The sequence below is a fragment of the Limnospira fusiformis SAG 85.79 genome, assembly GCF_012516315.1.
Taxonomy (GTDB): Bacteria; Cyanobacteriota; Cyanobacteriia; order Cyanobacteriales; family Microcoleaceae; genus Limnospira; species Limnospira fusiformis.
Window position 1 is genome coordinate 2492458 of record NZ_CP051185.1, and the last position, 23182, is coordinate 2515639.

Here is a 23182-nt window from a genome sequence, read left to right on the forward strand (position 1 = left end):
ACCTGAACCTTAATTTTGTGATAATGGCTGAACCGCAAACGCTCTCCACCATCTAGGGTATCATTTCCCGCACCACCAAACAGGAACCATAATCATCAGACTGCGATCGCCTACCGAATCACCCAATAGATCAACTCTCCCGCGCCGGGATATCTTTACCTGGTCTGTAGGGTGGCGGTAAATTGGCACCCCACTTAAATACTGTTTTCCTTATGGTCTCAAATCCTTTTCTGATAGGGGTTTCACCCCATACCGATCCGGCGTTTCCTGTTTTACCCCTAGACATTTAGAATCTTTCGGGTAGAATCAGAACAAAAAAATTAACCACCAATGCACAGTCAAAACCCAATTTTGGAGGGTAGACCCATTACACTCACTCTCAATTCGTCTAACGTTTCTACGGCCTCTGATGCCGATCAGCCTATTATCAAAATAGCGGGCCGCTCTTCCCTGAAAGGACAGGTAGCTATTAGCGGTGCTAAAAATGCGGCGCTAGTCATCATGGCTGGCGCTCTACTGTGTTCGGAAGACTGTCGGCTACGGAATGTTCCGTCATTGGTTGATGTCGGCACTATGGGGCAAATTCTATCGGCTGTGGGGGTAGACCTCAAACGAGATGGTAGTGTTATTGATATCAATGCTAGAGAACTTACTCACTCTGAAGCACCCTATGAGTTAGTTAGTCAGCTTCGAGCTAGTTTCTTTATTATCGGACCGCTTTTGGCGCGATTAGGGATAGCTAAGGTTCCCTTACCGGGGGGATGCGCTATCGGTGCTAGACCTGTGGATCTCCATGTTCAGGGACTACGGGCGATGGGCGCTCATGTGCAAATTGATCATGGGATCGTTGAAGCATACGTGACTGGGAGCGATCGCCGTCTCAAAGGCGCTAAGATTTATCTGGATTATCCCAGTGTGGGAGCCACCGAAACCCTGATGATGGCTGCAGTGTTAGCAGACGGGGAAACCATTATTGATAACGCGGCTCAAGAACCCGAAGTTATTGATCTGGCTAATTTCTGCCGGGCTATGGGCGCGAAAATTGAGGGCGCGGGAACTAAGAAATTAGTCATCTCTGGAGTTAGCCATCTGCACTCGGTGGATTATTCTATCATCCCCGATCGCATTGAGGCGGGGACTTTTTTATTGGCCGCAGCCATTACTGGCTCTGAACTAACCCTGGCTCCGGTTATTCCAGATCATCTCACCGCCGTGATTGCTAAGTTACGGAAAACTGGCTCAACTATTGTCGCCGAAGATAATCAAGTGATTCGGATTATTCCCGGTCAGGAAATCCTACCCACAGATATTGAAACCCTACCCTATCCTGGTTTCCCTACGGATATGCAGGCCCCTTTTATGTCTTTGCTAACTCTGAGCAAGGGTAATAGTCTGATTACTGAAACTGTTTTTGAAAACCGTCTACACCATGTGGCGGAATTGATTCGCATGGGCGCTGATATCCGCATGAAGGGTAATACGGCGATCGTTAGTGGTGTTCCTATTTTATCTGGTGCGCCAGTCAGGGCTACAGACCTAAGAGCCGGAGCCGCCTTAGTATTGGCTGCTTTAGCCGCTGAGGGTGAAACTACTATTTCCGATTTACAACATCTCGATCGCGGTTATGAACGCATCGATCTCAAGTTGAAAGATTTAGGCGCTCGGATAGAACGTATAGAGCCACTACCGGAATCGGAAAATTCTTCTGCCAAAGATAAGTAAACTAGGCTAATAATTAACTATAGGGGCATTATAGCTAACCTCAAGGTACTCCCTAGGTGTTGCTAACCCGCCCCTTGTTGTATTTCCCCAATGTTTGATTGAATACTATGGCTTTGTCTCCTAATCCTCTCATTGGTCTGAAAGCAGATCATTTCCGCCATCCCCTTGATTTACAAGCCACTAATGCTTTAAAGCAAATTCCCGGTTTAGATGTGATCGTCCGTCAGTTGCTCGGTTCCGTCGGTGAGCAGTTTTTCTATTTGGAAAATATTGCTTCGAGTGTTCTCGTCGGTGAAAAACAGCTTCCATATCTCCATAATCTCTTGTTGTCCGCTTGTCAGACTTTGGACTTGGAACCGCCACAGCTTTATGTTAGGTCTTCCCCAGTCCCTAATGCTTACACTTTGGCTATGCGGGGAAAACAGCCTTTTATTGTCCTACATACCTCTTTAGTGGATTTGTTGACTCCTGAAGAAATTCAAGCCGTGATTGGTCATGAGTTGGGACATCTCAAGTGTGAGCATGGTGTTTATCTGACTTTGGCGAATTTGATTATTTTGGCGGCGGGTCAATTCTCTACTTTGGGTGCGCTTTTGGTTCAGTCCCTACAAACTCAGATTCTTGAATGGGTCCGCTGTGCTGAGTTTACTTGCGATCGCGCTGCATTGTTGGCTACCCAAGACCCTAGAGTGGTGATGTCGGTTTTGATGAAGTTGTCCGGGGGTTCCCCAACTTTAGCCCCTCAACTTAATTTGGATGCTTTTCTTGAACAAGCGATCGCCTATGATCAAATGAGTAGTGATGAGTTGGGAGAGTTACTTAAACAAGCCCAAACCGCTCAACTCACCCATCCTCTACCTGTACTAAGGGCCAGAGAAATCTATCGCTGGGCCAGTAGCCCAGATTATAATTTTTTGTTGCAATCTGGAAAAATCGTGTATAATAACAAAGTAACCAATTCGGGCGGATGGCGAAATTGGTAGACGCACCACACTCAAAATGTGGCGACTTCGGTCATGTCGGTTCGAGTCCGACTCTGCCCACTATTAACTGACCTAATGCTGGTAGGAATAACCGGGATTTACTTAACCCGATAACTATACCTAGTTACTCAGATATTACTCACAATCTAGTCCTAGCACAGGAAAATAATTCTGTCAATAGGATGATTACTCAGTCAACAAGCACAACTTAATCAATCTGTCAAATACCCATACCACCCCCCAACCAAACACCGATAGGGTAACTCCCTTGTGATACCCGTCAATGGCAAGCCTATCGGTTCGTTCCTCACCATTGACTGCTATCACGTCGGTCGCACCCCCAAGAGTGTTTGTTCCGGTTGGGGGGAGGATATGTTTCAAAATCAACCACGACAACAGCAGAAGATAATTCCCCAAGCTATCAATGTACAAAGATACACCTATCAATGTACAAAGATATCAGACCGCCTTTCCATGGACTAGACCTATAGGTAAACCTATGAGCGATCGCCTATCCGGTTATCTATGGGTCTGATTCATAATCCTCGGTGAGGGGAAACTATGGGCTATCATCTGGCTGATATGAAAAGTGCGATCGCCTAATCTAAACTATCTCCTACCGGAACCAACCCGATACCCCTAAACAACTTTTCAACTGGTGACAATTACCGAGCAGAAACCGATACCAACATAATCAGTTCACCCCCAAAATCTTAGCCGTAGGTTGTAGGTAAAGCTATCTGTTGGGGGTAACTTAGTTCTGGGTAATATCTGGACATGATAGGGTAGGCATTCATATTTTAGAAGTTACATAATGTAAATACATTATGTAAATGAGAAAATACATAGACACCCCCTACAGTTAGAAACCATAGGGGGCTATTAAGTTATTGGAGTAGCTGTTAGGCTGTTAGCTGTTAGGGCTTACGCCAACTTGGGGTTGCACCGATAAAACATAGCTATAGCAGCCTGTTGAATCTTCTCATTGGTAGTCTGGTCAGATTTTCCGATATAGATATGGTGGTTGATTTTACCGTCCCAGCCCTTCAGGTTCCAGTACGCGAAATTGTTGATAGATGTTTTTTTGCAAGCCGTAAACCTTTTGCCGTTTAACTCAACAGAGAATGACTTGTTTTTTCTCAGGTAGTCAAACCACTCGGGCGTATCTAGTTCTACACAAGTTCCACCGGGGCCCTGTAGAAAATTGCTGAAATTTCCAGTATGTAGGCTGATTACTGGCAATAACTTAGGCATTGAAGTCACCCCCCATAAAGATATCGCTACTGTAACCATTGCCACTAAAGTCGGGCATAAATGATGCTGGCTGAATAACTGTCTCTTGAGACGATACCCACTTTTCTTGTACCGCCATAAAATCAACAGCGGCGTTATGGGCGATTTCGGCTAATTTCACCCTGGTATCTTGGTTAGCGTAGGGGATATCTCGTGACATCATTTGGGCGTAAATATCACGTGCTAATTCCGCGATAACCATTAACCTTGCTTGTTCTTCGTTCATGGTTTTGTGTTTCCTTTTTTGACGAAATTATTTAACTTACTTGAGGATTTATGGCATGATTAAAACTCATCCTCATTGTCTTCTTCGTATTGCTTGATTTTCTCGTTCAACAATTGATTGATTGCTGTAATCAAGGAATTGTGCATAACCAGAAAAGTGCTTTCAAGCTCCAACAGACGACATTCATCAAATTGTGTAGGACAATCGGCAAGTTCTACAGCGTCCAATATAGAGACTAGCTTGCTGCTTAACCTATCACTATGATAGGTATTCGGGTTAAGTAGTTTACCCAAGTCAATTGTCATGGTTTTATCCTCTTAGTGTGTTGTTTGCCGTAGTTTACCGTCATCGCGGACGGGTATTTACTGGACTTTATCTATTAAGTGCTTTGTGTAATTCAGTTCCTTAATCAGCAATTGCTTTTTAAGTTCAGTAATGGTTAATTCTTTTTCGCAATCATCTAGTATTGACTTTAATGTTGCCAAACCATCTTCTTTGTTAATGTTGTAAACTCAACTGTCTACCATAGTCTTAAACTTCACAAACATCTGATGTTTGATATCTGCCATCATTGTGTTATTCTCCTAGGTCAATGAACTAATTGGAAGTCAAATGATTTGCTTCCACAGGTTTTTACCGTTAACATTAATCATGTTATAACCTCTGTTTTTCATTAAATTGGTTAATTCATTTACAGTAACCCGTGAATCTAAATAACCATCATTTTTGGCGGTTTCTATGGCTATCTTCAGAGTCTTAGGGTCAATGTCTGTAACTGGTTCGATTAATTCAGGAAAACCTGCTTTTGTTGCTTGCTTATTTTGCTTAGTTTTGCTCTCAAGACTTGGAGCGATAAAATGGTCTAAGAATTGTTCTGTTCCGCTAGATACTGCGAATATTTTGGTTTCTGCTAATTCCCAGTAACGGTTAAATGCTTTGATTGAATTATCTATTGATGTTTTGTATATCATTGAATGAGTAGCAATTACATCAATGGATAATCTGTAGTTAGCTATATCTTGTTTCCTTTTTTGTAGTCCTCTTTTGGTTTGAGCGTAATTAGTGCAATTATTCATATCTCTCCAAAACATTTCTAAGCGAGATGATATCTTACCAAGATTTATATCCTCAATATCCGAAAGTTCTGACAATTCAAATTGATTACCTGCATATTCTTCACTTGTCATTGATTGTCTATTTTTAAACCACATAGGAAACATCCTTATTTTAAGTTCGTTAAGTTGCCAAAACGTCCATAAAGGATGTATTGAGTTAATTACTTTTAAAGCGAAAGCATTCAAAATCATGTTGTGACCGGGTGTTTGGCTGCTAATTGTTATTCGACTATTTTTCCTGTTGAAGACTTTAAACAGTGAAAGCATATTTTCATTTTCAATTAATAAATTGGGGGTGATATCTTCCCAAACCAATAAAAAATTACGTTCCAACTCGCTTTGTAACGGGTCGTCATATCTCTCTTGCTGTATCTTGTTTCTCAGTGAAGCAAATGTGCTGTTAGCTAACACTGTGTCGGTGCGATACAGTGAAGCCGCAATAGTAGCTATCTGGCTTTTACCCGTTCCACTAGACCCCCAAAGAAACAGACACCCAGCGGTTTACATTAGCGTGACAGGTGAGCAAATAAAGCTAGTAATAATTGGGAATTGAACATCCGGATAGGGTAGGATAGCACAAGCCCTACATATTGACTCAACTTGTGTCCCTAATGTACCGTCAACAATTATTTCCTCTAATTCATCTGCCAATGAGTCGCGTATTAGCCTATAATCTAAATAGTCCTCAGACATGGTAGTGACCTCTTAATATGTTGGCTTGCTGTATGGTAGTCATCCCCCCCAATATTGGGGGGGATTTTTGTGGTAATTAGCTGAGTTTCATTAACTCAAGTAACGCGATTAGGGTATCAGCGTCCAATTTTTTAACCTTGCTGTATAGGCTATCAAAATCAGGCTCACAATCAAGAATTTTTGCTGTAGACTCAACCCGTTCTTCCCAGGTTTTATATTTGGCCTTACCGCCAAAACTACCATTTTTTTTACTAGTTTTTGATTCAACAAAATCAATAGCTTCTTGTACAGTGTACCCGGCAACAGTGGATTCAAAGGTATCTAATCCTGTGCTGTATTCGAGGATAAATCGTGCTAAATCATGCTTATTCTTGGCTGATTCAAAATCATTTGAATTCTCACTATTTACCTCAAGGAGTCGCTCGGCTACCCGTGTGGCTGATTGTCCTAGATTTACAGTTCCGGTAAACATCATTTTACCGTTTGTCAGCATAGCGTCACTTTCGACTAAATGCAGTAACGCTAATTCAACCGAAGTAGGCTTGTATTCCCGTTTTTTCCCTTGATATTCACTAGAGTACTCAGCAATACAAAAGCGTACTGCGATTAATTGCTCTTCAAATTTCCACGACCTATCATTGAAGTTCTGGAAATCACCACTTAATCCATAGCCAATAAGCCACAGGTGAGGCGATTGTACAACAAACATAGCGCTAGTGATTTCCAAATATGTTCCAGATTCTCCCGGCTTAACCGCGCTACAGAATGCGAATTTATCGTCATCTTTTTTACCGTAATATCCAATACTCGTGATTACTCTTCCTCAGTTAATTGTTGATTGTTGATTGTGTTAGGTGATTCGATTCTGGCTGCAATTTGGCGACAAGCAGCCCAAAACAGTGGATTGCCAGATAAATAGACTCGAAGTCTTGACTCCTTAACAAGTTTAACTAAGTGAGTTTGCTTGATAAGTCTAATAATTGCAGAGCCTTGATAATCACCACGTGGTCTGTAACTACCCATTACCTGATAGGTAATATTCTTTACTTCAGGTGTTTTGTGTTCCTCAATATGTGTCAGAATTTGATAAGCCACAATGATTGCAGTTTTATCAAATTCATGCGGATTGTAGTGAGTTTGCACAAGTTCACCATTGAGGCTAAATATGCCTTTATAGTGTAGATTTCTCACGGTTGATGTTCTCCTATTAACTTAAATTCTTGTGCTTTTAGGTGTCGTTGGAACTCATCGATATTCATTAAATAAATACCTTGCCAGCGATAAGACCTGTTCCGAGTGACAAACCAAATATCTTCAATCATTCCGGGATTAAGGTAATGAAGCAATTGCATCTTGAGCTTAAACTCAGGTGTTAGCGTTCCTTTTACTTCGATGTATTGGTTGAAAACTGGACTATAAAAGTCAGGTTTCCAAGTAATTGGTCGCCAAGGTTTCTTGCCATCAACCAAAGTTAATCGGGGGTGTATTGATAGGTTGTCATCATACTTTTTGAGTAGGTGATAAACCTTGCTCTCTAATGTTGACCCAAAGTAATACCCGTCGTAGTATTGTCCTTTGGCATGATACTTGTTAATCATCATTTATCTCCCCAAAATAAGTTTCATTATCTGGCTCTCTATCGCCGCCAGATTCAGTTTGATAAATGTTCCATTCCGCTCGATAATATTCGAGTGCCTCGTTGAGAATTTCCTCAATTTTATCTGGGTGTAATGGAATTAATTTTTTAATCATTTCTCCCAGACAATAAGCCAGAAATTCTTTATCAAACTTAACGGCTGTTAATTGCCATTGAAGTCGTCCTCTTCCTGCATAGTTAGGAACCTTTATAGCAAACGACGTTCCCACATACATCAACGGGTCAAGTTTAATATTCCTGAGATTTAACCGCACTTCTTTCCAGTGCTTTGATATCATGGTGATAGTCCTCGATGTTTGGTGTATTGGCTACCTTTTCACGGGTAGCCTTTTTTTTGCTAATTAGGCGTTAGTCTGAAGCCAATCTGAAAACGGGTCAGGGTCAGGCAATGATTCGGGCATATCAGGGTCAACATGATTATCGGAGAGATTAAAAAAGTGACCCTCCAAGGCAGCGATATCGTCAGCAATAGCACCAGAAACTTTACGTGGCACCCTGACACCACCACCAAGTTTAATCAGAGTTAGAATAGCTTTAATGCTATTCTTTAACGCGATAATCTCAGAGTAGGTTAATTCCAGATTAAAGTCCTTTTCGTCCGTTACAGATGCAAACACCAACTTTTCTTTTAATGTGTAGATAGGTGATGTTTTGGGATATGGCAGATAAGGAACTACCTGGTCAAGAAATCCGGCAAAGTTGCTGAACCTTTTTAAGATTGCCAGATATTCACTAGGTGAGAGTCCATGTGTATCCTTGGTTTTTACGCTGTCTTTGTCAAGCTGGTAAATAGCGGTATTTTGGTCTACTAATGTATTTTGGTTTTTACGCATCTGTCAGTGATTTTCAACTCATGGACAAAATCATTTTTCCAAAATACGATTGAGTTATTGAGTTGGAAATCACTGTTTTTGATATTTTTTGTTGTTGATGATGATTATTTTTAATCTAATTAATACTTATAAATACATAAGAAACATATAAGCCCAAAAAAATAAAAGAATTATTGACTTTATACCATAATTGTGAAATGTTTAAATTATCGCCACATACAACTCAAACAAAAGACCACTATTTTTTTATATAGTGGTCAATTCTCTTTGTCTACTTTTTGATGCTGATTTATTTTTTCACACTCTTATTGCCTTCGCTGCTAACAGGAGCATCAGCGAAAAGTTCACCCTGTACTTGGTTTGGTGCTTCACTTCTCTCAACAGTTAATTCACCCAGGTTAGCTAGGGCAAGCCCATCGCTGCTAGGAATTCTGAACATACTGTTATAGGTTCTTAATGATGCTGGCTTGATAGTAAAATAGTGAGCAAATACATATAACAAGCCACTAACAGAAACGATAGGAGGTGCTTTAATACTGATAAATCTCAGTATTTTTTCGCCTACCCGTGTTTGGGTGTATTTACGCCACTAGCCAGGATTAACCGGAGCCTCAACAAAGAAGCGGGTGTATTCAGACTTCTTGTATGCTCTTACTCGAGTTCCTCTTAGGATATTACGTCTGTTAGCATTAGGCGTGGAAGTATTGCTAACAGGTGGTCTCCAAATGGTTAATTCCCTAACATTGGCTGGCTCATTAGTTACTGAACTTCCACTTAAAATGTGGAGTAAAAGCATAGGCATAGGTACGCCTATTTTTGAAGTTGCATCCACTGGAACTTCAACTACTAAACTTCTGCCTAGGTGTGGACCCTTGGCTGTTGCTAAGTTTGCTATCCAATCATCTTTGTATTTGTTCCATGCGTCAGCTAAAGGCATGATATCAGTTTCCTTTTTTCTAAATTGTCTAAATCAGGGTAGGTAAAACGATGATATTAGCGCCTACCCGATATCCATTAATCAACAAATAGCTCTGTAGCTATTACATCAATACTGCCGTCAGTAGGGTCTAAAACATCGTCTGTTGGAATTGACAATGAAACAGTTACGAGACCTGTAGCCATATTTCGGGTATAAGCAGTGACTACGGTTGCACCATCAGGATTATTACTTGCAGTAGATTGCATTCGTTGGGTTGGCTCAATAATTTCAAGTAATTGGTTTTCCAGTGTCGCAGCGCCTAGCGTTTTCTTAGTAGCCATAATCTCACCTTGATTTTATTCAATACCTAGACTATAGCAGTGTATTTGCTGATTGTGGCTGCTATGGTTCTTTCAACAGAAGCTACATATATGTAGCAGCTTTTGAGTTAAACGCGACGGTACGCTACCAATACCAACATTACGCTAACTACCAGTTTAACCATGTCTAAGTATGTTGGTAATCTCTTTCATCGTGGATGATAGTTAGTGACTGATATGACTCAATGATTAGGTTGTAGTTGGGGGTTGATTTCCAGTTTTTCACTCTAACGATGTCCTCGTAGCTTTCCGTATGACATTATCAACCCAACTAGGTTTTCTCTGGAAATGTAGAGGAATTTTGACTTTGGTTTTTCTAGGGTCCTGATACATCGCCAAGACACTACCTTCACCTAAGTCGATTTTAGCTTGTTCAAATTTATCAATTAATTCCCAGTTAAGTATTTTCACTTCACTGATATACATTTTGCTCTCTTTAATTCTTTTCGCATTTTCCCTACCGCCAAAACCTTTTCTTTCCTCGAAGGTAATAGGATACACGATTTTAGCGTCAGTTAAATCAACTAATTGTTTACAGATATTTTCTGCCTCATTTTGACTAGATTCATTCATAAAAAACGCAAATCTTCTGCCATTACTCATAGTACAAGTAACCTTAATATTCCCTTTAGTAAATGCTGATTTACTGGGTTGAGTAAATATCCTTTGTCACCTATCCCATGTAATTTTATCCCTACTAACCGACGGTAACTCTATTTGAGTTTTTGGCAGTGTTGACCGCCTATCTTTAGTCCAGTATGGTGGTTTTTCGTAGTTGTACAAAACCAAAGTTAACTGTATTTTAAGATTAGCTGACGTACTGATTTCCCGAAAATCACCTGACCCCATAAATTGACCTATATCCCTATTCCCTAGTATTTCAGTTTGAGCCAATGTACTCGCAACATTTTCCGGCAAATTTCTCAAAGATGACACAAGTCTGAATCTTTCTCCACCAGCTTATACTACAGCATTAACTAATTGTTGTTATCTATTTTCTTCTATTCTTTGCAGTGCCATATATTCATCTAAACCTTGAGCGACTAAGATGATAGCTTCTTTACAGTTATCGCTAAACTCATCCCCGAATTCCTCGGAACTGTCTTGGTTCCAAATAGTGTTTATATTTCCATCATATTTTTCTGGTAATTTCTCCCTAGCTTCCCTTCTCTGTTTTCCCAAAGACCATTCTTCACCTTTTTCTTCACCCCATTTTTCAATCGTTCCTTTACCACCAGGAACCATTTAAACAATAGACCTTGCTAGTGTTGTTGGGCTTTTTGTTAAAAACATTTTAACAACCCATCTACCGTGTTTAAATAACGTCCATGCTATTGCTTTCATAGCCATGTTAAATGACTGTTTAACGCATGAACCGAATGCTGTAGATACTTCCATAAGCATTTCAGGCCCCTTGCTTAATGCTACGTGCATAGCAGCCGCTTTATTGATAAATGCAAGACCTGCTACTGGTAAAACACCACATACTAATTTCCCAGCCATATTACCTAAAAACCCAGCCGTGGTGGTTATAAATTGTCCGGCAATATTTGGGATGTTTCTATCAATATCACTATCGCTAATATTCCCATTAAAATTCCCAAAGCTGTCCCAATTAGAGGTAATAAATCTCGCTACTTTCTCAAAGCTAAAGTTAGATAAAAACTTAGTAATTCCTTCCCATAGCCAACCTCCAAAACTTTTGCCCCATTCAACAACTTTACCAGTAAATTTGGCTCATAATTTGCCAAACCAACCCATTTCCTGGGTAGATGTTCTTTGGGCTAAATTAACTTGTCTAACGCCATTTCTACCTATACTGCTACGGGTTTGACGACTAGACAAGCTACGAGTACTCCTTAGCATTCTTGCACTTCTGGCAACCATTACAAAGTCCCTCTTAGTGGGTTATCGCCATCAATCAATTCGGTTTCTATCTTGATATCAGGAAAGTCTTTTTTCAGTAATTCTTGTACTTTTTCGGTTTCCTCTTCTCTGATATCATCCTGTTTTTTCATTGAATCATATAACCGCGTTAAATCGGCTAATATGTCTTTTGCTGGGTCATTACTGTTCACCTGTAAAGTACCTTGAGCGCGTAAGCAAATATTTATTGAATTTGATTTAATGTTGTTTGTAATGTTTCTTTTGCATCCTTCTGGTTGGTAATCTTAATTTTGCTTTCATTGGGTTCCAGTAGCTCCTCAAAATTATCAGCCTCCGGGGTAAATGCTGTTTTAATTGTTTCATATTTTTCCTCGGTAGCGAATCCCAAATCATCAATTATTTCAGATACTTTCCTACCAGCTTTAAAAGCGGCAGCATGAGCCAAACCTGCTTCATGTAACGCCGTTAAAACAGCGTTTTTTGTAACCTGATGAGAGATAGCAATTTCCATTACCATACCAAATATTTCAGCAATTGATTCAGCTAAGTTAGGTAATTTGATTTCGGCTTTTTCTTCGGCTTTGGTCATGAGATTGACATCATCAATCTCTACTTTAACTTCAAATTCACCCCATCTTTCGTCATCTATGTCAAATCTGTACATTAGCCATTCTGGCAATGTGTTTATTCGTTTAAGAAACAAGATGTGTTACAAGGTTCTATAGACTTACAGATATTTGATGGGAACCTAGCCACAGAAAACGGGTTAAATCTAGGTATCATAAAACTCCCTTATTATGGGGGAATCCATACCGAAAATTTATTAATCGAATTGATTACCAATCAGACAGAAGGATTAGCTATAGATTCACATTCTGTATGACAAGCTAGATGTTTAAATCAATTACACAATAATGATTCAATTAATATTTTTGGTATGGCAGAATACCAACTTGATACCTTACCCAAAACACCATCATTAACTCAACCCGAAAATTTTGGGATTTCCGTAGGTAATACCCCTACACTTATCCGCGCAGCCAATACTTAGAGATATCGCTTACACCTACAGAACACGGGTAGCGTTGGGGTTTGGTTTAGTCATGGACACATCAGCAATTGCATACCAGGTCAATGTTTATGGCTACCGCCTAACACTGCATGGGATGACGAGTTAAAATCTACTGCTAGTATCTACGGGATAACAGAGGATAGTGTTTCGCAGATTGTCGGGTTAGAGCAGACAATCACTTACTAACCGGCTACAATGGAATTATTTAGGAGGTAGGTGATTATGAGTTTTTCGGTTTATAGTAGCGCTCTAAATTTAGACACTCTCAATATTACTGCTAAGATACCGGGTACTCCCGTTACAACCGCTATTAGTTTAACGGCTAATACAGTTGCCGAATTAGTGGCAGTAAATGCTAACACAAACGGGCGTAATGTATTTATCAAAAATCGGTATAATGTACCCGTTCATTTCATCTTAGAACCCACAAAAAATACCGTAGCTAATGCCGCATTTTCTGTGAAGCCGGGTGATACTGTTATGCTCACTATTGGCGCTAGTAAACTACAAGCTATTGCCGAATCAGTTGCTGATATTTCAGTGACCTTGGTTGAGCTGGTCACTGTAGATTAAATAGTTGGGGGATAATCCCCCTTTTTTCGGAATCTTTATTATGACTAATTTCAATATTTACTCTAGTAAATTTGGGCAATCAACCGATGACTTGCCAGAAGCTGAAGTTAATCTGTATTTAACTAATGAACGGATACAAGCAGTTATTGACTCAAATACTAATTTCGCGCCATCCGGTCACGGTCATATATGGGGCGACATCAGTAGTGCGCCTGCTACCGCAACCAGGTGGCCTACTTGGTCTGAAGTTACAAGTAAACCGACAACGTTTACTCCATCAGAGCATACACATTCAAACATTACATTAACCGCAGGAGATGGTTTATCAGGAGGAGGAACATTAGCAGCTAATAGAACAATTAATGTAGATTCAACTGTAGTAAGAACTACAGGCAATCACACTTTCACAGGAATTAAAACATTTAACATAATAAATAATCCCGTATATTTTTTAAATAATGAAAGTTGTTTTGATAAAAATATGCTTATTAATTTTAATGTTTGGAGGGGGTTTGACATACGCCGGATAGGGTCTACTGCTGGTTCGGCAAGTTTAGTACTAAATAGTAGAGTTGGAGGAAATAGCTGGGCGTTTTCTCATCAGGGAAATTATTCTATGCGACTTGAAGCAGAGGCTAATCCTAGAGTATTTATATATCATGGTATTAATTTTCTTGAAAGTAATGTTTGGCGAGGTGCTCCTAGCGATAGATATGCAATACACTTATATAACGGGCAGACATATTTTATGAAGCACTCAACTCTTTCATCATCTGGAGTACATACTAGATTTAGAGTAGGAGGCACAAACGTATCTTTGATTAACGATAGTGGAGATTATGTTAAAGGTTCTTCGGATATGAGATTTACAACAGTTTTTAATGAGAGTATTAATAGCTTAGATTGACTTCAAAAATTATATTTAATTAAATTTAAATATAATGAGTTAGCAGCCATGGATTTTCTACACAATAAACTAAAATCGGTTTAATCGCACAAGAAGTTCAAGAGCACTACCCGGATGCAGTTTAAGTGGTTCAAAATGACCACACAGATAGCCCTGAAGTTGACGACAAAAAAATAGATTATCTGACGATTCTTTATGAAAAATTAGTTCCTTTATTAGTGGCAGGGATTCAAGAATTATCTCAAAAATTAGACGCACTAGGTAAACCCACAGCATCTACAAATGGTAAGATCAGTAATTTACCGACAAGCCCTATCGGTTTAAGTGTAGGTGATTTATGGTGTGACACGGATAACGATAATGTAATCAAGCAGGTGAGATCATGTCTAACAAATATGATATATCTGAAACTAATTGGTTTTTAGCTTACAACCAATACTTACTCAAAGAGGATGATACAGCACACGGAAGTAAACGATTGCCAGATATATCAGGTAGCAAATTTGTGAGGATATTATTTGATGCAGACCAAGTTTCTATTTATGGGAAAATGGCAGGATGGTTAAAATTTTACACATACAATGATATGAAGCAGAATATGATGGTTAAACGTGAAACTATTTGGCTAAATGAATATCAAATAATTGAATCACCACCATATAGTAATTTTTACGCAATCTTTGAACCCTTGGAGAGGATTAAATGGTTTACCCTTTATTTTTGGAGATTAATGCAATGAGTATAATCATACTAGAGGTGATGTTATTGATAACTGTTATTGTTGATTTTGGCATTTATTGATAGGCAATAACATAGGGGTGAACTGATTATGTTGGTATCGGTTTCTGCTCGGTAATTGTCACCAGTTGAAAAGTTGTTTAGGGGTATCGGGTTGGTTCCGGTAGATGATAGTTCAGGTTTTGCGATCGCACATAGGTTTACCTATAGGTCTAGTCCATAGAAAGACAGCCTAATATCTTTGTACATTGATAAATTAATAAGTCCCTTTCTATGGCTACCTACGGCTATCATGTTGACTTTGAAACATACCTCCCCCCCCAACCAGAACAAGCACTCTTGGGGGTGCGACCGACGTGATAGCAGTCAATGGTGAGGAACGAACCGATAGGCTTGCCATTGACGGGTATCACAAGGGAGTTACCCTATCGGTGTTTGGTTGGGGGGTGGTATGAGTGTTTGACAGATTAATTAAGTTGTGCTTGTTGACTGAGTAATCATCCTATTGACAGAATTATTTTCCTGTGCTAGGACTAGATTGTGAGTAATATCTGAGTAATTAGGTACGACTATCGGGTTGAGTGTTTCCCGGTTATCGCCGTTAGGATAAGGGTTCAACTGAAATGGAGCTAAGCGGACTCGAACCGCTGACCCCTGCAATGCCATTGCAGTGCTCTACCAACTGAGCTATAACCCCGGACAAGACATCTTTTAATGTATCACAGGATGATTGGTTAAGTCAATGATTTTGGCAAAAATTTTTTGATAGCCTCGCCCAGAGGCAGGAAAATCGATCGCCCCCCACTGGTAATGGTCGCCCCACGGGGTCTAAAGGTGGGACTGTAGGCGATCGCACCAGATCACATATAGGAGTAAGCATGATGAGACATTTGGGTAAGGTGGTCGATACACGAACCCATGAGAAAATAAACCACAACCATAGCGACGGCGGAAATAGCCACTAATATACCAGCCAGGACAAAGGAAGACTCTCGATATCGAGCCGCTTGCTGCATCAGATGTACAGACCAGGCCACCAGAGCTATATCAATTATTAGAATAGGAATCAGCATAAGTTACGTTTTGTAACATTTCTTCCATTCTAACAGGAGTTTCGTAACTGAGCCGGTAATGCGGAAAATTTAATCTTTTGTTTAGGTAAAACTCCCGTGGGGAAACCATTAGACGTGGGGGAGTGCGTGGGGACGGACGGGAATATGGCGAGTGGCGAGATAGGATTTGATTTCAGCGACGCTTAACTGTCCGTAATGTAACAGAGAAGCCAATAAAGCCGCCTCGGCGCGTCCCTCGGTTAAGGCTTCGTAGATATGCTGAGAGGTTCCCGCGCCCCCAGAGGCAATCACGGGAATTTCGACACTTTCAGCGATAGTCCGGGTTAATTCCAGGTCATAGCCTGCTTGTGTGCCGTCTGCGTCCATACTGGTGACCAGAAGTTCTCCCGCGCCTCGTTGCGCCAATTCTTTCGCCCAAGCGATCGCATCAAGTCCGGTATTTTCGCGACCACCACGGACAAAAACATCCCAACCGGGATTATTTGGGTCAGTGCGCCGACGGGCATCAATAGCGACTACAATACACTGAACACCAAAGCGATCGCTGGCTTTATTGATTAAATCTGGGTCACGGACCGCCGCCGAGTTAATGCTGACCTTATCAGCCCCCGCCCTTAACAAATTTTTAATCATTTCTAAGTTTTGGATACCCCCCCCGACGGTCAAAGGGATAAACACCTGTTCAGCGGTACGATAGACCACATCAATAATGATATCCCGGTCTTCATGGGTAGCGGTAATGTCCAGAAACACCAATTCATCAGCCCCCGCGTCATTATAGGCGGCAGCCAATTCCACCGGGTCGCCAGCGTCTTGGAGATTAACAAAATTCACACCCTTGACCACCCGACCGGCTCTAACATCTAAACATGGTAAAATGCGTTTAGCAAGCATAGCAACTCCTCGATTATGGGGCAAAAAATTCCTTTTCTAGTTTAACTGTTTTGGGCGACCTGATTAGATGTTGTTAATTTTTGCCAATAGTCAGTCAAATCTCGCGCCACTGTGGGGGCTAGAAAATATAGTCCCAATAGATTAGGAATTGACATGGTTAGATACATGGCATCACTGAATTTAATCACCGCTTGAGGATTGACGATCGCCCCTAAAAATATGGCGGTTAAAAATAGGAGTTTATAAATAATCGCCCAGCGTTGTCCTAATAAATATTGCCAACACAATTCCCCATAATATCCCCAGGCTATCATCGTGGAGAAAGCAAAGCAAAATAAAGCGGCAGCCAACACATAAGGGAACCAATGAATCACGGAACCAAAGGCGGCGGATGTGATTTCTGCGCCTCCTAAATTAGCCCAGGCGGGGTTATTATAGGCTCCGGTAATAATGATAACTAAGGCGGTCATATTGCAGATAATGACGGTATCAATTAATGGTTCCAGGGTGGCGACTATTCCCTCTCGGATAGGTTCATCTGTGCGAGCGGCAGCATGAGCGATCGCCGCAATTCCCAAGCCCGCCTCATTAGAAAAAGCCGCCCTTCTAAACCCTTGAATTAAGGCTGCCAAACCTCCCCCCACGACAGCTTGAGCGTCAAAAGCGGAGGCGAAAATAGTAGCGATCGCATCAGGAATTTTTGCCCAATTGACCAGCAGAACCCACAGCGCGGCCATTACATATATAGCACACATGACCGGAACCAGAACGGCGGTAATTTGAGCTATACGGCGAATACCCCCAATAATGACCAATCCGACCAAAAGCACCAAAACGGAGCCATAGAGCCACCCCTGAGAGGCGAATACGGGAAAAACTCGTGCGATCGCGACCTTAGACTGATTAGCTTGAAAGATGCTGGAACTCCCCAAGGCAGCGGCGATCGCCAAAACAGCAAACATAGCCGCCAAAACCCGACCCAAGTTTTTTTGTCCCAAGTCCTGTAAACCCGCCGATAGATAATACATAGGACCCCCGGCGATCGTACCATCTGGGTTAACGAGGCGGTATTTTTGAGCGAGGGTACATTCCACAAATTTACTACTCATTCCCAGAAAACCGGCGAGAGTCATCCAAACCACAGCCCCCGGACCTCCCAAACCAATAGCGATCGCCACTCCCGCAATATTTCCTAATCCCACAGTAGCGGATAAAGCGGTAGCCAATGCTTGAAAGTGGGAAACTTCCCCCTCATCTTCCGGGTTATCATAGACTCCCAAAACCACTTTAATAGCGTGTGTGAAACCCCTAAGATTAACAAATCTCATCCACAGGGTGAAAACCAGACCACCCGCCATAAACCAGACCACAATTAAGGGTATCCCCCCGACTTCCACAAAGATAATTCTGTAGACAATCTCCAGAATCTGGGCAGCTATAATCGATATATTAGGCAATTTATCCATCTGGCAATTATAACTCCCTTGGTAGCCAAAGCTGGGCAGTCACAAAAGATTTCCCTAAGAAACGGGGTTTCTGAAAGTCTGGGGATGGGGTAAAATGGGGATACTATCCTGAAGAGGTGGGAATATCTGAGTTTTGGTGTAAAGCCTGAATAAACTCTCTGTTGTTACCTAGTAAAATAACCATGAATATCAGGCAATTGATTGATGAGGAAATTAGCAAACTAGACGAGGATGAGTTAGCACAACTCTATGAAATTGTCAAGAATTTTTCGCGTCCCAAAACCAACAACAGTTTATTTTCCAAGTTAAAGCAGGTCAAAATTGAGGGTCCCGTTGATTTTGCGGCCAAGGTCACTTAGTTAGGAAAAAGCGATAAACAGGATTCAATGTTGGGGGGATTGGGTAAAATTGTGGTGGTATCCCTATCCGGTGCGTGGTCATGGATGAACAACGAGTGCAAGCCTATCTCTCCCTGATTCAAAAACTCCTCAACTGTGACAGTGGGGAGGAAGCGGCGAGATTGAGCAAGCACCGGGAACTCCTCTTATCAAAGCAAAGGCTGTAACTACATCTACCCTAACAACTTGTCGTAGTCCGTATGCGAACCGATCCAAAACCAGATCACTGTATCTCCATCTACTTGGCCGACTGCTCGGTAGTTTTTGTTAATACGAGCCGAATAAATGGGTAACTCTGGATGCACTTTTTTGAACCGTAGACTTGGATGGTTTGGGTTATTCTGGAACTGGCGATAAGCAGCGCGAGCCTGTTGTTGAACCGGCTTAGGCAAGTCACTAAATAGTTTACGAAACTGGTCAGTAGTGCGCGATTTCACAGCTTTTCTGGGTGAAGTGGGTGGGTTTTACCAGCATGATATTCCGCCATTGCTGAAGCCGCGAGTTGAGCCAGAATATCTGGAGAACGTGAGAATGATTCATCCCAACGACGCTCATCCTCAATTTCTTCTAGGATGATTGCAGCGATCGCATTTTGCTCACTCTCAGACAAAGTTTGTAACCGGGCGATCGCACTTGCGAGTAATTCCGTCATGGCTATTTTACCCCATATTGATCCTCACTCCTAGTATTACCGATTTCAGACCAATTGACGACTCCCCCGACGGGATATTGTCTGTCGTCGATTCTAGCCGCATGGGGTAAAATTGTGGTGGTATCCCTATCCGGTGCGTGGTCATGGATGAACGACGAGTGCAAGCCTATCTCTCCCTGATTCAAAAACTCCTCGCCTGTGACATGGGGGAGGAAGCGGCGATATTGAGGAAGCACCGGGAACTGGTGGATGAGGGATTAGTGCAGGTGATGCGCGACGAAGCCGAAAAGAGGGCGCAACAGGGGCGGGGGAATGTAGGCTGGTTGCGGGATTTTGCCGATACAATCGAAGCGGTTAACTATGAGTTGCCTCGGCTAGAAACTAAACTGACAGCAGATGCTCTGTTGGATCAAGGATTTCAACAGTATCAACATTCTGAATATCCCCAAGCCTGGGAATCTTTGCAACAGTCTCTCGCCTTGTATGAGGAAATCGGGGATAAGGCGGGTATTGCATCCTCTTGGGTATGGTTGGGTCGTATTGATCGAGATCGCGGCAACTGGGACGAGGCGGAGCGTCTGGTTCAGCAATGTTTGGCATTGAGTACCGAATTGGGCGATCGCCAAGGGATAGCAACCTCTTGGGGAGTGTTGGGAGATATCCAGCGAAATCGGGGCAACTGGGACGAGGCGGAGCGTCTGTATCAGCAATGTTTGGCATTGAGAACCGAATTGGGCGATCGCAAAGGGATGGCATCCTCTTGGGGAGTGTTGGGAGATATCCAGCGCAAGCGGGGCAACTGGGACGAGGCGGAGCGTCTGTATCAGCAATGTTTGGCAATTGAAACCGAATTGGGCGATCGCTCCGGGATGGCAACCACTTGGGGAAGTTTGGGAGATATCCAGCGAAATCGGGGCAACTGGGAGGAGGCGGAGCGTCTGTATCAGCAATCTTTGGCATTGAGAACCGAATTGGGCGATCGCAAAGGGATGGCAACCTCTTGGGGACAGTTGGGAGATATCCAGCGCAAGCGGGGCAACTGGGAGGAGGCGGAGCGTCTGTATCAGCAATATTTGGAAGTGATGACCGAATTGGGCGATCGCAAAGGGATGGCAACCTCTTGGGGAGTGTTGGGATATATCCAGAACATTCGGGGCAACTGGGAGGAGGCCGAGCGTCTGTATCAGCAATCTTTGGCATTGAGAACCGAATTGGGCGATCGCAAAGGGATGGCAACCTCTTGGGGACTGTTGGGAGATATCCAGCGAAATCGGGGCAACTGGGAGGAGGCGGAGCGTCTGTATCAGCAATATTTGGCATTGAGTACCGAATTGGGCGATCGCGCTGGGATGGCTACCTCTTGGGGACAGTTGGGAGATATCCAGCGCAAGCGGGGCAACTGGGAGGAGGCGGAGCGTCTGTATCAGCAATATTTGGAAGTGATGACCGAATTGGGCGATCGCAAAGGGATGGCATCCTCTTGGGGAGTGTTGGGAGATATCCAGCGAAATCGGGGCAACTGGGAGGAGGCGGAGCGTCTGTATCAGCAATGTTTGGCAATTGAAACCGAATTGGGCGATCGCGCCGGGATGGCAACCTCTTGGGGACAGTTGGGAGATATCCAGCGAAATCGGGGCAACTGGGACGAGGCGGAGCGTCTGTATCAGCAATATTTGGAAGTGATGACCGAATTGGGCGATCGCGCCGGGATGGCTACCAGTTACAATGTTCTCGCCCTTGTCTATCAACACTTTAACCGAATTCCTGAAGCGATCGCCGCCTGGAAAGAAGGGTTAACCATTTGTCCCCCAGAGCAATTCCCCCTAGAAGCCTTGAAACTCGGTCGCAGATTAGGCGATGCTGCCTTTGAGATTGAAGACTGGGAAACCGCCATCTATGGCTATGAGGCTGCGATCGAAGCCGTCGAAACCCGTTGCACTTTCACCGACTCCTACAGCGAGAAACAAAAACGCCGAGAAGCCGCCCTAGACCTCTATCCCCAACTCGTGCAAGCCTGCATCAATGGCGGCGATATCGGGAAAGCCTTAGCCAGCGTCGAACGCAGCAAATCCCGCAACCTGATTGAACTCCTCAGCAACCGCGACCTTTACCCCAAAGGCGACATTCCCCCAGAAATCCTGCAACAACTCGACAAGCTGCGTCGGGAAGTCACCGCCAAACAGCGACTCCTCGAAACCCTCGAAACCCCCACCAACCCCGATAATCAGGACATCGGCGGACTGGGACAACGGGGCAGCAGTGCCGCCAGCTTCACCCCGGAAGTTATGAAGAGCCTGCGTCAAGAGTACGAACAGGCGCAACAGGACTTAACCAAACTCCTGGAAACCATCAACACCTACGACCCCAACTTCAGCCTCACCCAACGAGTCCAACCCATCCAATTCTCGAAAATTCAGGCGTTATTGGATAAAGATACCCTGTTGATGCAATGGTATCTCAGCCCCCAAGGAATTTATACCTTTATCGTCAGGGGCGAAACCGGGGAAATTTCCGTGCATCTTTCCCCCCCAGAAAACCTGGAGCAATTACAGGAGTTGCGCGAAACCTATCTCCAAACCTATCAACGCCACCACTCCGACGACTGGGAAACCAATCTCGACCACTTCCTGCGCCGTCTGCGGGATATCCTGGAATTACCCCAACTCCTCCCCCAAATTCCCCCCACCTACCGCCGCCTAATTGTCGTCCCCTATCGCGAGTTGCATTTATTCCCCCTCCACGCCTTACCCCTGGGGGATGACGATGAACCCGAATATCTCGCCGATAGATTTCCCCTGGGAGTCACCTATAGCCCCAGTTGTCAATTCCTGGAAGTCTCCCAACGCCACCAACGCCAAACCAGCAACCGCCAGCGCCTCTTTGCTATCCAAAATCCCACGGAAGACCTAGACTATGCGGACTTAGAGGTTGAAGCCATTTTAGCCAACTTCTCCACCAACGCCAGCCGTCTCACTCGCCAGCAAGCCAGCAAAACCAGCCTGAAGGAAAACCCCCACCGCCAAGCATTCCAAGAGGCGGACTATCTCCATTTTGCCGGACATGGGGCGTTCAATTTCAACAGTCCCCTCCTCTCTCCCCTCGTCTTAGCCGGGGCGAAAATCTCGGTCAGTGACACAGAAGGGCAAACCCTCTGCGAGGAAACCCCCCCCTCTGAACCCACCGAGACTCGTTTTCTCCCTTGGCGCAAAGGCACGCAGATTGACCTAAGCAAATGTTACACCCTGGGAGAATTGTTTGAACTATATTTACCCGCCTGTCGCCTAGTGATTCTCTCGGCTTGTGAAACGGGGTTAACAGACTTTTCCCCCAACTTGGAAGAGTATATCAGTTTGGGGCTAGGGTTTCTGTATGCGGGGGCGGCGAATGTGATTTGCAGTCTTTGGGCGGTGAATGATGTCTCGACGGCGATTTTGATGGTAAAATTGTATGAGGAAATGCAGACCCAGCCCTCGGTGGCGTTAGCCTTGAAACAGGCTCAAGAGTGGATGAGAGCAGTCACGAAGCAGGAGTTAACGGCGTGGCTGAATGAGCAGGACTCGGCGGGAAACCCTTATCCCAAGGCGAAACTCCGAGATAACTTGGGGTTAGGTCTTAAACGCGCGGATTACCGACCCTATCAACATCCTATCCATTGGGGGGCATTTTGTGCGATCGGAGTTTAGTCAATAATTAATAATTAA

The 23182-nt window shown here is 43.2% G+C and carries 29 protein-coding genes, 2 tRNA genes and 2 pseudogenes; 10 read left to right on the plus strand and 23 right to left on the minus strand.

Annotation, left to right across the window (positions count from 1 at the left end):
- Positions 1-330: 330 nt before the first annotated feature.
- The 3 genes from murA (at position 331) to HFV01_RS11820 (ending at position 2765) form a co-directional block, all read left to right on the plus strand.
- On the plus strand, positions 331-1722 hold the full coding sequence (gene murA / locus HFV01_RS11810; protein ID WP_006625339.1) for a UDP-N-acetylglucosamine 1-carboxyvinyltransferase: 1392 nt from the start codon (positions 331-333) through the stop codon (positions 1720-1722).
- Positions 1723-1829: 107 nt separating this feature from the next.
- Positions 1830-2705 (plus strand): M48 family metallopeptidase, encoded by an 876-nt coding sequence (locus HFV01_RS11815; protein WP_006625340.1) that lies wholly within the window; start codon positions 1830-1832, stop codon positions 2703-2705.
- Positions 2684-2765 (plus strand) — tRNA-Leu (locus HFV01_RS11820). Before HFV01_RS11815 ends, HFV01_RS11820 begins: the two co-directional genes overlap by 22 nt.
- An 864-nt stretch (positions 2766-3629) precedes the next feature.
- Here HFV01_RS11820 and HFV01_RS30500 read toward each other — a convergent pair.
- From HFV01_RS30500 to HFV01_RS30520, 17 genes and pseudogenes are all read right to left on the minus strand, one after another.
- Positions 3630-3959, minus strand: coding sequence for a hypothetical protein (locus HFV01_RS30500; protein WP_006668239.1), 330 nt, complete (start codon positions 3957-3959; stop codon positions 3630-3632).
- Complete coding sequence (locus tag HFV01_RS11825) at positions 3952-4224, minus strand: hypothetical protein (protein ID WP_006622134.1); 273 nt, start codon at positions 4222-4224, stop codon at positions 3952-3954. Before HFV01_RS11825 ends, HFV01_RS30500 begins: the two co-directional genes overlap by 8 nt.
- Positions 4225-4283: 59 nt before the next feature.
- The gene (locus tag HFV01_RS11830; protein WP_193521115.1) at positions 4284-4529 is read right to left on the minus strand and encodes a hypothetical protein; all 246 of its coding nucleotides are present in this window, start codon (positions 4527-4529) and stop codon (positions 4284-4286) included.
- A 57-nt stretch (positions 4530-4586) separates the two neighbouring features.
- Positions 4587-4796: pseudogene (locus tag HFV01_RS32085) on the minus strand (hypothetical protein).
- A 36-nt stretch (positions 4797-4832) separates the two neighbouring features.
- On the minus strand, positions 4833-5750 hold the full coding sequence (locus tag HFV01_RS30505; RefSeq protein WP_318286246.1) for a hypothetical protein: 918 nt from the start codon (positions 5748-5750) through the stop codon (positions 4833-4835).
- A gap of 358 nt (positions 5751-6108) precedes the next feature.
- Complete coding sequence (locus tag HFV01_RS11845) at positions 6109-6741, minus strand: hypothetical protein (RefSeq protein ID WP_228116357.1); 633 nt, start codon at positions 6739-6741, stop codon at positions 6109-6111.
- 104 nt (positions 6742-6845) lie between these two features.
- Positions 6846-7223 (minus strand): hypothetical protein, encoded by a 378-nt coding sequence (locus tag HFV01_RS11850; RefSeq protein ID WP_006622127.1) that lies wholly within the window; start codon positions 7221-7223, stop codon positions 6846-6848.
- Positions 7220-7633, minus strand: a complete 414-nt coding sequence (locus HFV01_RS11855; RefSeq protein ID WP_048895126.1) for a DUF1064 domain-containing protein — start codon at positions 7631-7633, stop codon at positions 7220-7222. The genes HFV01_RS11850 and HFV01_RS11855 overlap by 4 nt, the downstream gene beginning before the upstream one ends.
- Positions 7623-7967: a hypothetical protein gene (locus tag HFV01_RS11860; protein WP_006668235.1), complete on the minus strand. Its 345-nt coding sequence runs from the start codon at positions 7965-7967 to the stop codon at positions 7623-7625. Before HFV01_RS11860 ends, HFV01_RS11855 begins: the two co-directional genes overlap by 11 nt.
- 63 nt (positions 7968-8030) lie before the next feature.
- Positions 8031-8522, minus strand: coding sequence for a hypothetical protein (locus tag HFV01_RS11865; protein WP_006668234.1), 492 nt, complete (start codon positions 8520-8522; stop codon positions 8031-8033).
- A gap of 589 nt (positions 8523-9111) precedes the next feature.
- Positions 9112-9459 (minus strand): hypothetical protein, encoded by a 348-nt coding sequence (locus HFV01_RS30510; RefSeq protein WP_006668232.1) that lies wholly within the window; start codon positions 9457-9459, stop codon positions 9112-9114.
- Between the two features lie 77 nt (positions 9460-9536).
- Positions 9537-9782 (minus strand): hypothetical protein, encoded by a 246-nt coding sequence (locus HFV01_RS11875; RefSeq protein WP_006622122.1) that lies wholly within the window; start codon positions 9780-9782, stop codon positions 9537-9539.
- A gap of 261 nt (positions 9783-10043) precedes the next feature.
- Positions 10044-10424: a hypothetical protein gene (locus tag HFV01_RS11880; RefSeq protein ID WP_006622121.1), complete on the minus strand. Its 381-nt coding sequence runs from the start codon at positions 10422-10424 to the stop codon at positions 10044-10046.
- 384 nt (positions 10425-10808) lie between these two features.
- A complete protein-coding gene (locus HFV01_RS11885) occupies positions 10809-11066 on the minus strand; it encodes a hypothetical protein (RefSeq protein ID WP_193521116.1) in 258 nt (85 codons plus the stop codon).
- Positions 11067-11324 carry a hypothetical protein gene (locus HFV01_RS11890; protein ID WP_008052552.1) on the minus strand — a complete coding sequence of 86 codons (258 nt, stop codon included), beginning with the start codon at positions 11322-11324 and terminating at the stop codon, positions 11067-11069.
- A 234-nt stretch (positions 11325-11558) separates the two neighbouring features.
- Positions 11559-11687, minus strand: coding sequence for a hypothetical protein (locus tag HFV01_RS30515; RefSeq protein WP_257720166.1), 129 nt, complete (start codon positions 11685-11687; stop codon positions 11559-11561).
- A gap of 20 nt (positions 11688-11707) precedes the next feature.
- A pseudogene (locus tag HFV01_RS30520) lies at positions 11708-12405 on the minus strand (hypothetical protein); the annotation flags it as partial.
- A gap of 597 nt (positions 12406-13002) precedes the next feature.
- Here HFV01_RS30520 and HFV01_RS11910 point away from each other — a divergent pair.
- The 4 genes from HFV01_RS11910 to HFV01_RS11925 all read left to right on the plus strand — a co-directional run bounded on the left by HFV01_RS11910 (position 13003) and on the right by HFV01_RS11925 (position 14999).
- Entirely contained in the window at positions 13003-13353 is a 351-nt protein-coding gene (locus HFV01_RS11910; protein WP_006625354.1) for a hypothetical protein, read from the plus strand.
- Positions 13354-13393: 40 nt separating this feature from the next.
- Complete coding sequence (locus HFV01_RS11915) at positions 13394-14260, plus strand: hypothetical protein (RefSeq protein WP_235677535.1); 867 nt, start codon at positions 13394-13396, stop codon at positions 14258-14260.
- Positions 14261-14385: 125 nt separating this feature from the next.
- A complete protein-coding gene (locus HFV01_RS11920; protein ID WP_006625356.1) occupies positions 14386-14685 on the plus strand; it encodes a hypothetical protein in 300 nt (99 codons plus the stop codon).
- Complete coding sequence (locus HFV01_RS11925) at positions 14643-14999, plus strand: hypothetical protein (RefSeq protein ID WP_006625357.1); 357 nt, start codon at positions 14643-14645, stop codon at positions 14997-14999. Before HFV01_RS11920 ends, HFV01_RS11925 begins: the two co-directional genes overlap by 43 nt.
- Before the next feature lie 623 nt (positions 15000-15622).
- On the opposite strand, the gene HFV01_RS11930 is transcribed toward HFV01_RS11925, so the two are convergent.
- The 4 genes from HFV01_RS11930 to HFV01_RS11945 all read right to left on the minus strand — a co-directional run bounded on the left by HFV01_RS11930 (position 15623) and on the right by HFV01_RS11945 (position 18431).
- Positions 15623-15695, minus strand: a tRNA-Ala gene (locus HFV01_RS11930).
- Positions 15696-15858: 163 nt separating this feature from the next.
- Positions 15859-16071, minus strand: coding sequence for a hypothetical protein (locus HFV01_RS11935; protein WP_006625359.1), 213 nt, complete (start codon positions 16069-16071; stop codon positions 15859-15861).
- Positions 16072-16179: 108 nt separating this feature from the next.
- Positions 16180-16965, minus strand: coding sequence for an imidazole glycerol phosphate synthase subunit HisF (hisF, locus tag HFV01_RS11940; protein WP_006616338.1), 786 nt, complete (start codon positions 16963-16965; stop codon positions 16180-16182).
- A 41-nt stretch (positions 16966-17006) separates the two neighbouring features.
- Positions 17007-18431, minus strand: a complete 1425-nt coding sequence (locus HFV01_RS11945) for an alanine/glycine:cation symporter family protein (RefSeq protein ID WP_006625361.1) — start codon at positions 18429-18431, stop codon at positions 17007-17009.
- A 182-nt stretch (positions 18432-18613) separates the two neighbouring features.
- On the opposite strand from HFV01_RS11945, the gene HFV01_RS11950 reads away from it, so the two are divergent.
- Positions 18614-18790 carry a hypothetical protein gene (locus tag HFV01_RS11950; RefSeq protein WP_006670319.1) on the plus strand — a complete coding sequence of 59 codons (177 nt, stop codon included), beginning with the start codon at positions 18614-18616 and terminating at the stop codon, positions 18788-18790.
- A gap of 80 nt (positions 18791-18870) precedes the next feature.
- Positions 18871-18996, plus strand: a complete 126-nt coding sequence (locus HFV01_RS30525; protein ID WP_006670320.1) for a hypothetical protein — start codon at positions 18871-18873, stop codon at positions 18994-18996.
- A 6-nt stretch (positions 18997-19002) separates the two neighbouring features.
- Here HFV01_RS30525 and HFV01_RS32090 read toward each other — a convergent pair whose 3' ends face one another.
- Positions 19003-19266, minus strand: coding sequence for a type II toxin-antitoxin system RelE family toxin (locus tag HFV01_RS32090; protein WP_006670321.1), 264 nt, complete (start codon positions 19264-19266; stop codon positions 19003-19005).
- Entirely contained in the window at positions 19263-19481 is a 219-nt protein-coding gene (locus HFV01_RS11955; RefSeq protein ID WP_193521117.1) for a hypothetical protein, read from the minus strand. Before HFV01_RS11955 ends, HFV01_RS32090 begins: the two co-directional genes overlap by 4 nt.
- Before the next feature lie 143 nt (positions 19482-19624).
- Here HFV01_RS11955 and HFV01_RS11960 point away from each other — a divergent pair, with 143 nt between their 5' ends.
- On the plus strand, positions 19625-23164 hold the full coding sequence (locus HFV01_RS11960) for a CHAT domain-containing protein (protein WP_193521118.1): 3540 nt from the start codon (positions 19625-19627) through the stop codon (positions 23162-23164).
- Positions 23165-23182: the final 18 nt, after the last annotated feature.

Coding starts and splice junctions, on each gene's coding strand:
- murA (WP_006625339.1), top strand. CDS start 331: ATGCACAGTCAAAACCCAATTTTGGAGGGTAGACCCATTACACTCACT.
- HFV01_RS11815 (WP_006625340.1), top strand. CDS start 1,830: ATGGCTTTGTCTCCTAATCCTCTCATTGGTCTGAAAGCAGATCATTTC.
- HFV01_RS30500 (WP_006668239.1), bottom strand. CDS start 3,959: ATGCCTAAGTTATTGCCAGTAATCAGCCTACATACTGGAAATTTCAGC.
- HFV01_RS11825 (WP_006622134.1), bottom strand. CDS start 4,224: ATGAACGAAGAACAAGCAAGGTTAATGGTTATCGCGGAATTAGCACGT.
- HFV01_RS11830 (WP_193521115.1), bottom strand. CDS start 4,529: ATGACAATTGACTTGGGTAAACTACTTAACCCGAATACCTATCATAGT.
- HFV01_RS11845 (WP_228116357.1), bottom strand. CDS start 6,741: ATGTTTGTTGTACAATCGCCTCACCTGTGGCTTATTGGCTATGGATTA.
- HFV01_RS11855 (WP_048895126.1), bottom strand. CDS start 7,633: ATGATGATTAACAAGTATCATGCCAAAGGACAATACTACGACGGGTAT.
- HFV01_RS11860 (WP_006668235.1), bottom strand. CDS start 7,967: ATGATATCAAAGCACTGGAAAGAAGTGCGGTTAAATCTCAGGAATATT.
- HFV01_RS11865 (WP_006668234.1), bottom strand. CDS start 8,522: ATGCGTAAAAACCAAAATACATTAGTAGACCAAAATACCGCTATTTAC.
- HFV01_RS30510 (WP_006668232.1), bottom strand. CDS start 9,459: ATGCCTTTAGCTGACGCATGGAACAAATACAAAGATGATTGGATAGCA.
- HFV01_RS11875 (WP_006622122.1), bottom strand. CDS start 9,782: ATGGCTACTAAGAAAACGCTAGGCGCTGCGACACTGGAAAACCAATTA.
- HFV01_RS11880 (WP_006622121.1), bottom strand. CDS start 10,424: ATGAGTAATGGCAGAAGATTTGCGTTTTTTATGAATGAATCTAGTCAA.
- HFV01_RS11885 (WP_193521116.1), bottom strand. CDS start 11,066: ATGGTTCCTGGTGGTAAAGGAACGATTGAAAAATGGGGTGAAGAAAAA.
- HFV01_RS11890 (WP_008052552.1), bottom strand. CDS start 11,324: ATGGCTGGGAAATTAGTATGTGGTGTTTTACCAGTAGCAGGTCTTGCA.
- HFV01_RS30515 (WP_257720166.1), bottom strand. CDS start 11,687: ATGCTAAGGAGTACTCGTAGCTTGTCTAGTCGTCAAACCCGTAGCAGT.
- HFV01_RS11910 (WP_006625354.1), top strand. CDS start 13,003: ATGAGTTTTTCGGTTTATAGTAGCGCTCTAAATTTAGACACTCTCAAT.
- HFV01_RS11915 (WP_235677535.1), top strand. CDS start 13,394: ATGACTAATTTCAATATTTACTCTAGTAAATTTGGGCAATCAACCGAT.
- HFV01_RS11925 (WP_006625357.1), top strand. CDS start 14,643: ATGTCTAACAAATATGATATATCTGAAACTAATTGGTTTTTAGCTTAC.
- HFV01_RS11935 (WP_006625359.1), bottom strand. CDS start 16,071: ATGCTGATTCCTATTCTAATAATTGATATAGCTCTGGTGGCCTGGTCT.
- hisF (WP_006616338.1), bottom strand. CDS start 16,965: ATGCTTGCTAAACGCATTTTACCATGTTTAGATGTTAGAGCCGGTCGG.
- HFV01_RS11945 (WP_006625361.1), bottom strand. CDS start 18,431: ATGGATAAATTGCCTAATATATCGATTATAGCTGCCCAGATTCTGGAG.
- HFV01_RS11950 (WP_006670319.1), top strand. CDS start 18,614: ATGAATATCAGGCAATTGATTGATGAGGAAATTAGCAAACTAGACGAG.
- HFV01_RS30525 (WP_006670320.1), top strand. CDS start 18,871: ATGGATGAACAACGAGTGCAAGCCTATCTCTCCCTGATTCAAAAACTC.
- HFV01_RS11955 (WP_193521117.1), bottom strand. CDS start 19,481: ATGACGGAATTACTCGCAAGTGCGATCGCCCGGTTACAAACTTTGTCT.
- HFV01_RS11960 (WP_193521118.1), top strand. CDS start 19,625: ATGGATGAACGACGAGTGCAAGCCTATCTCTCCCTGATTCAAAAACTC.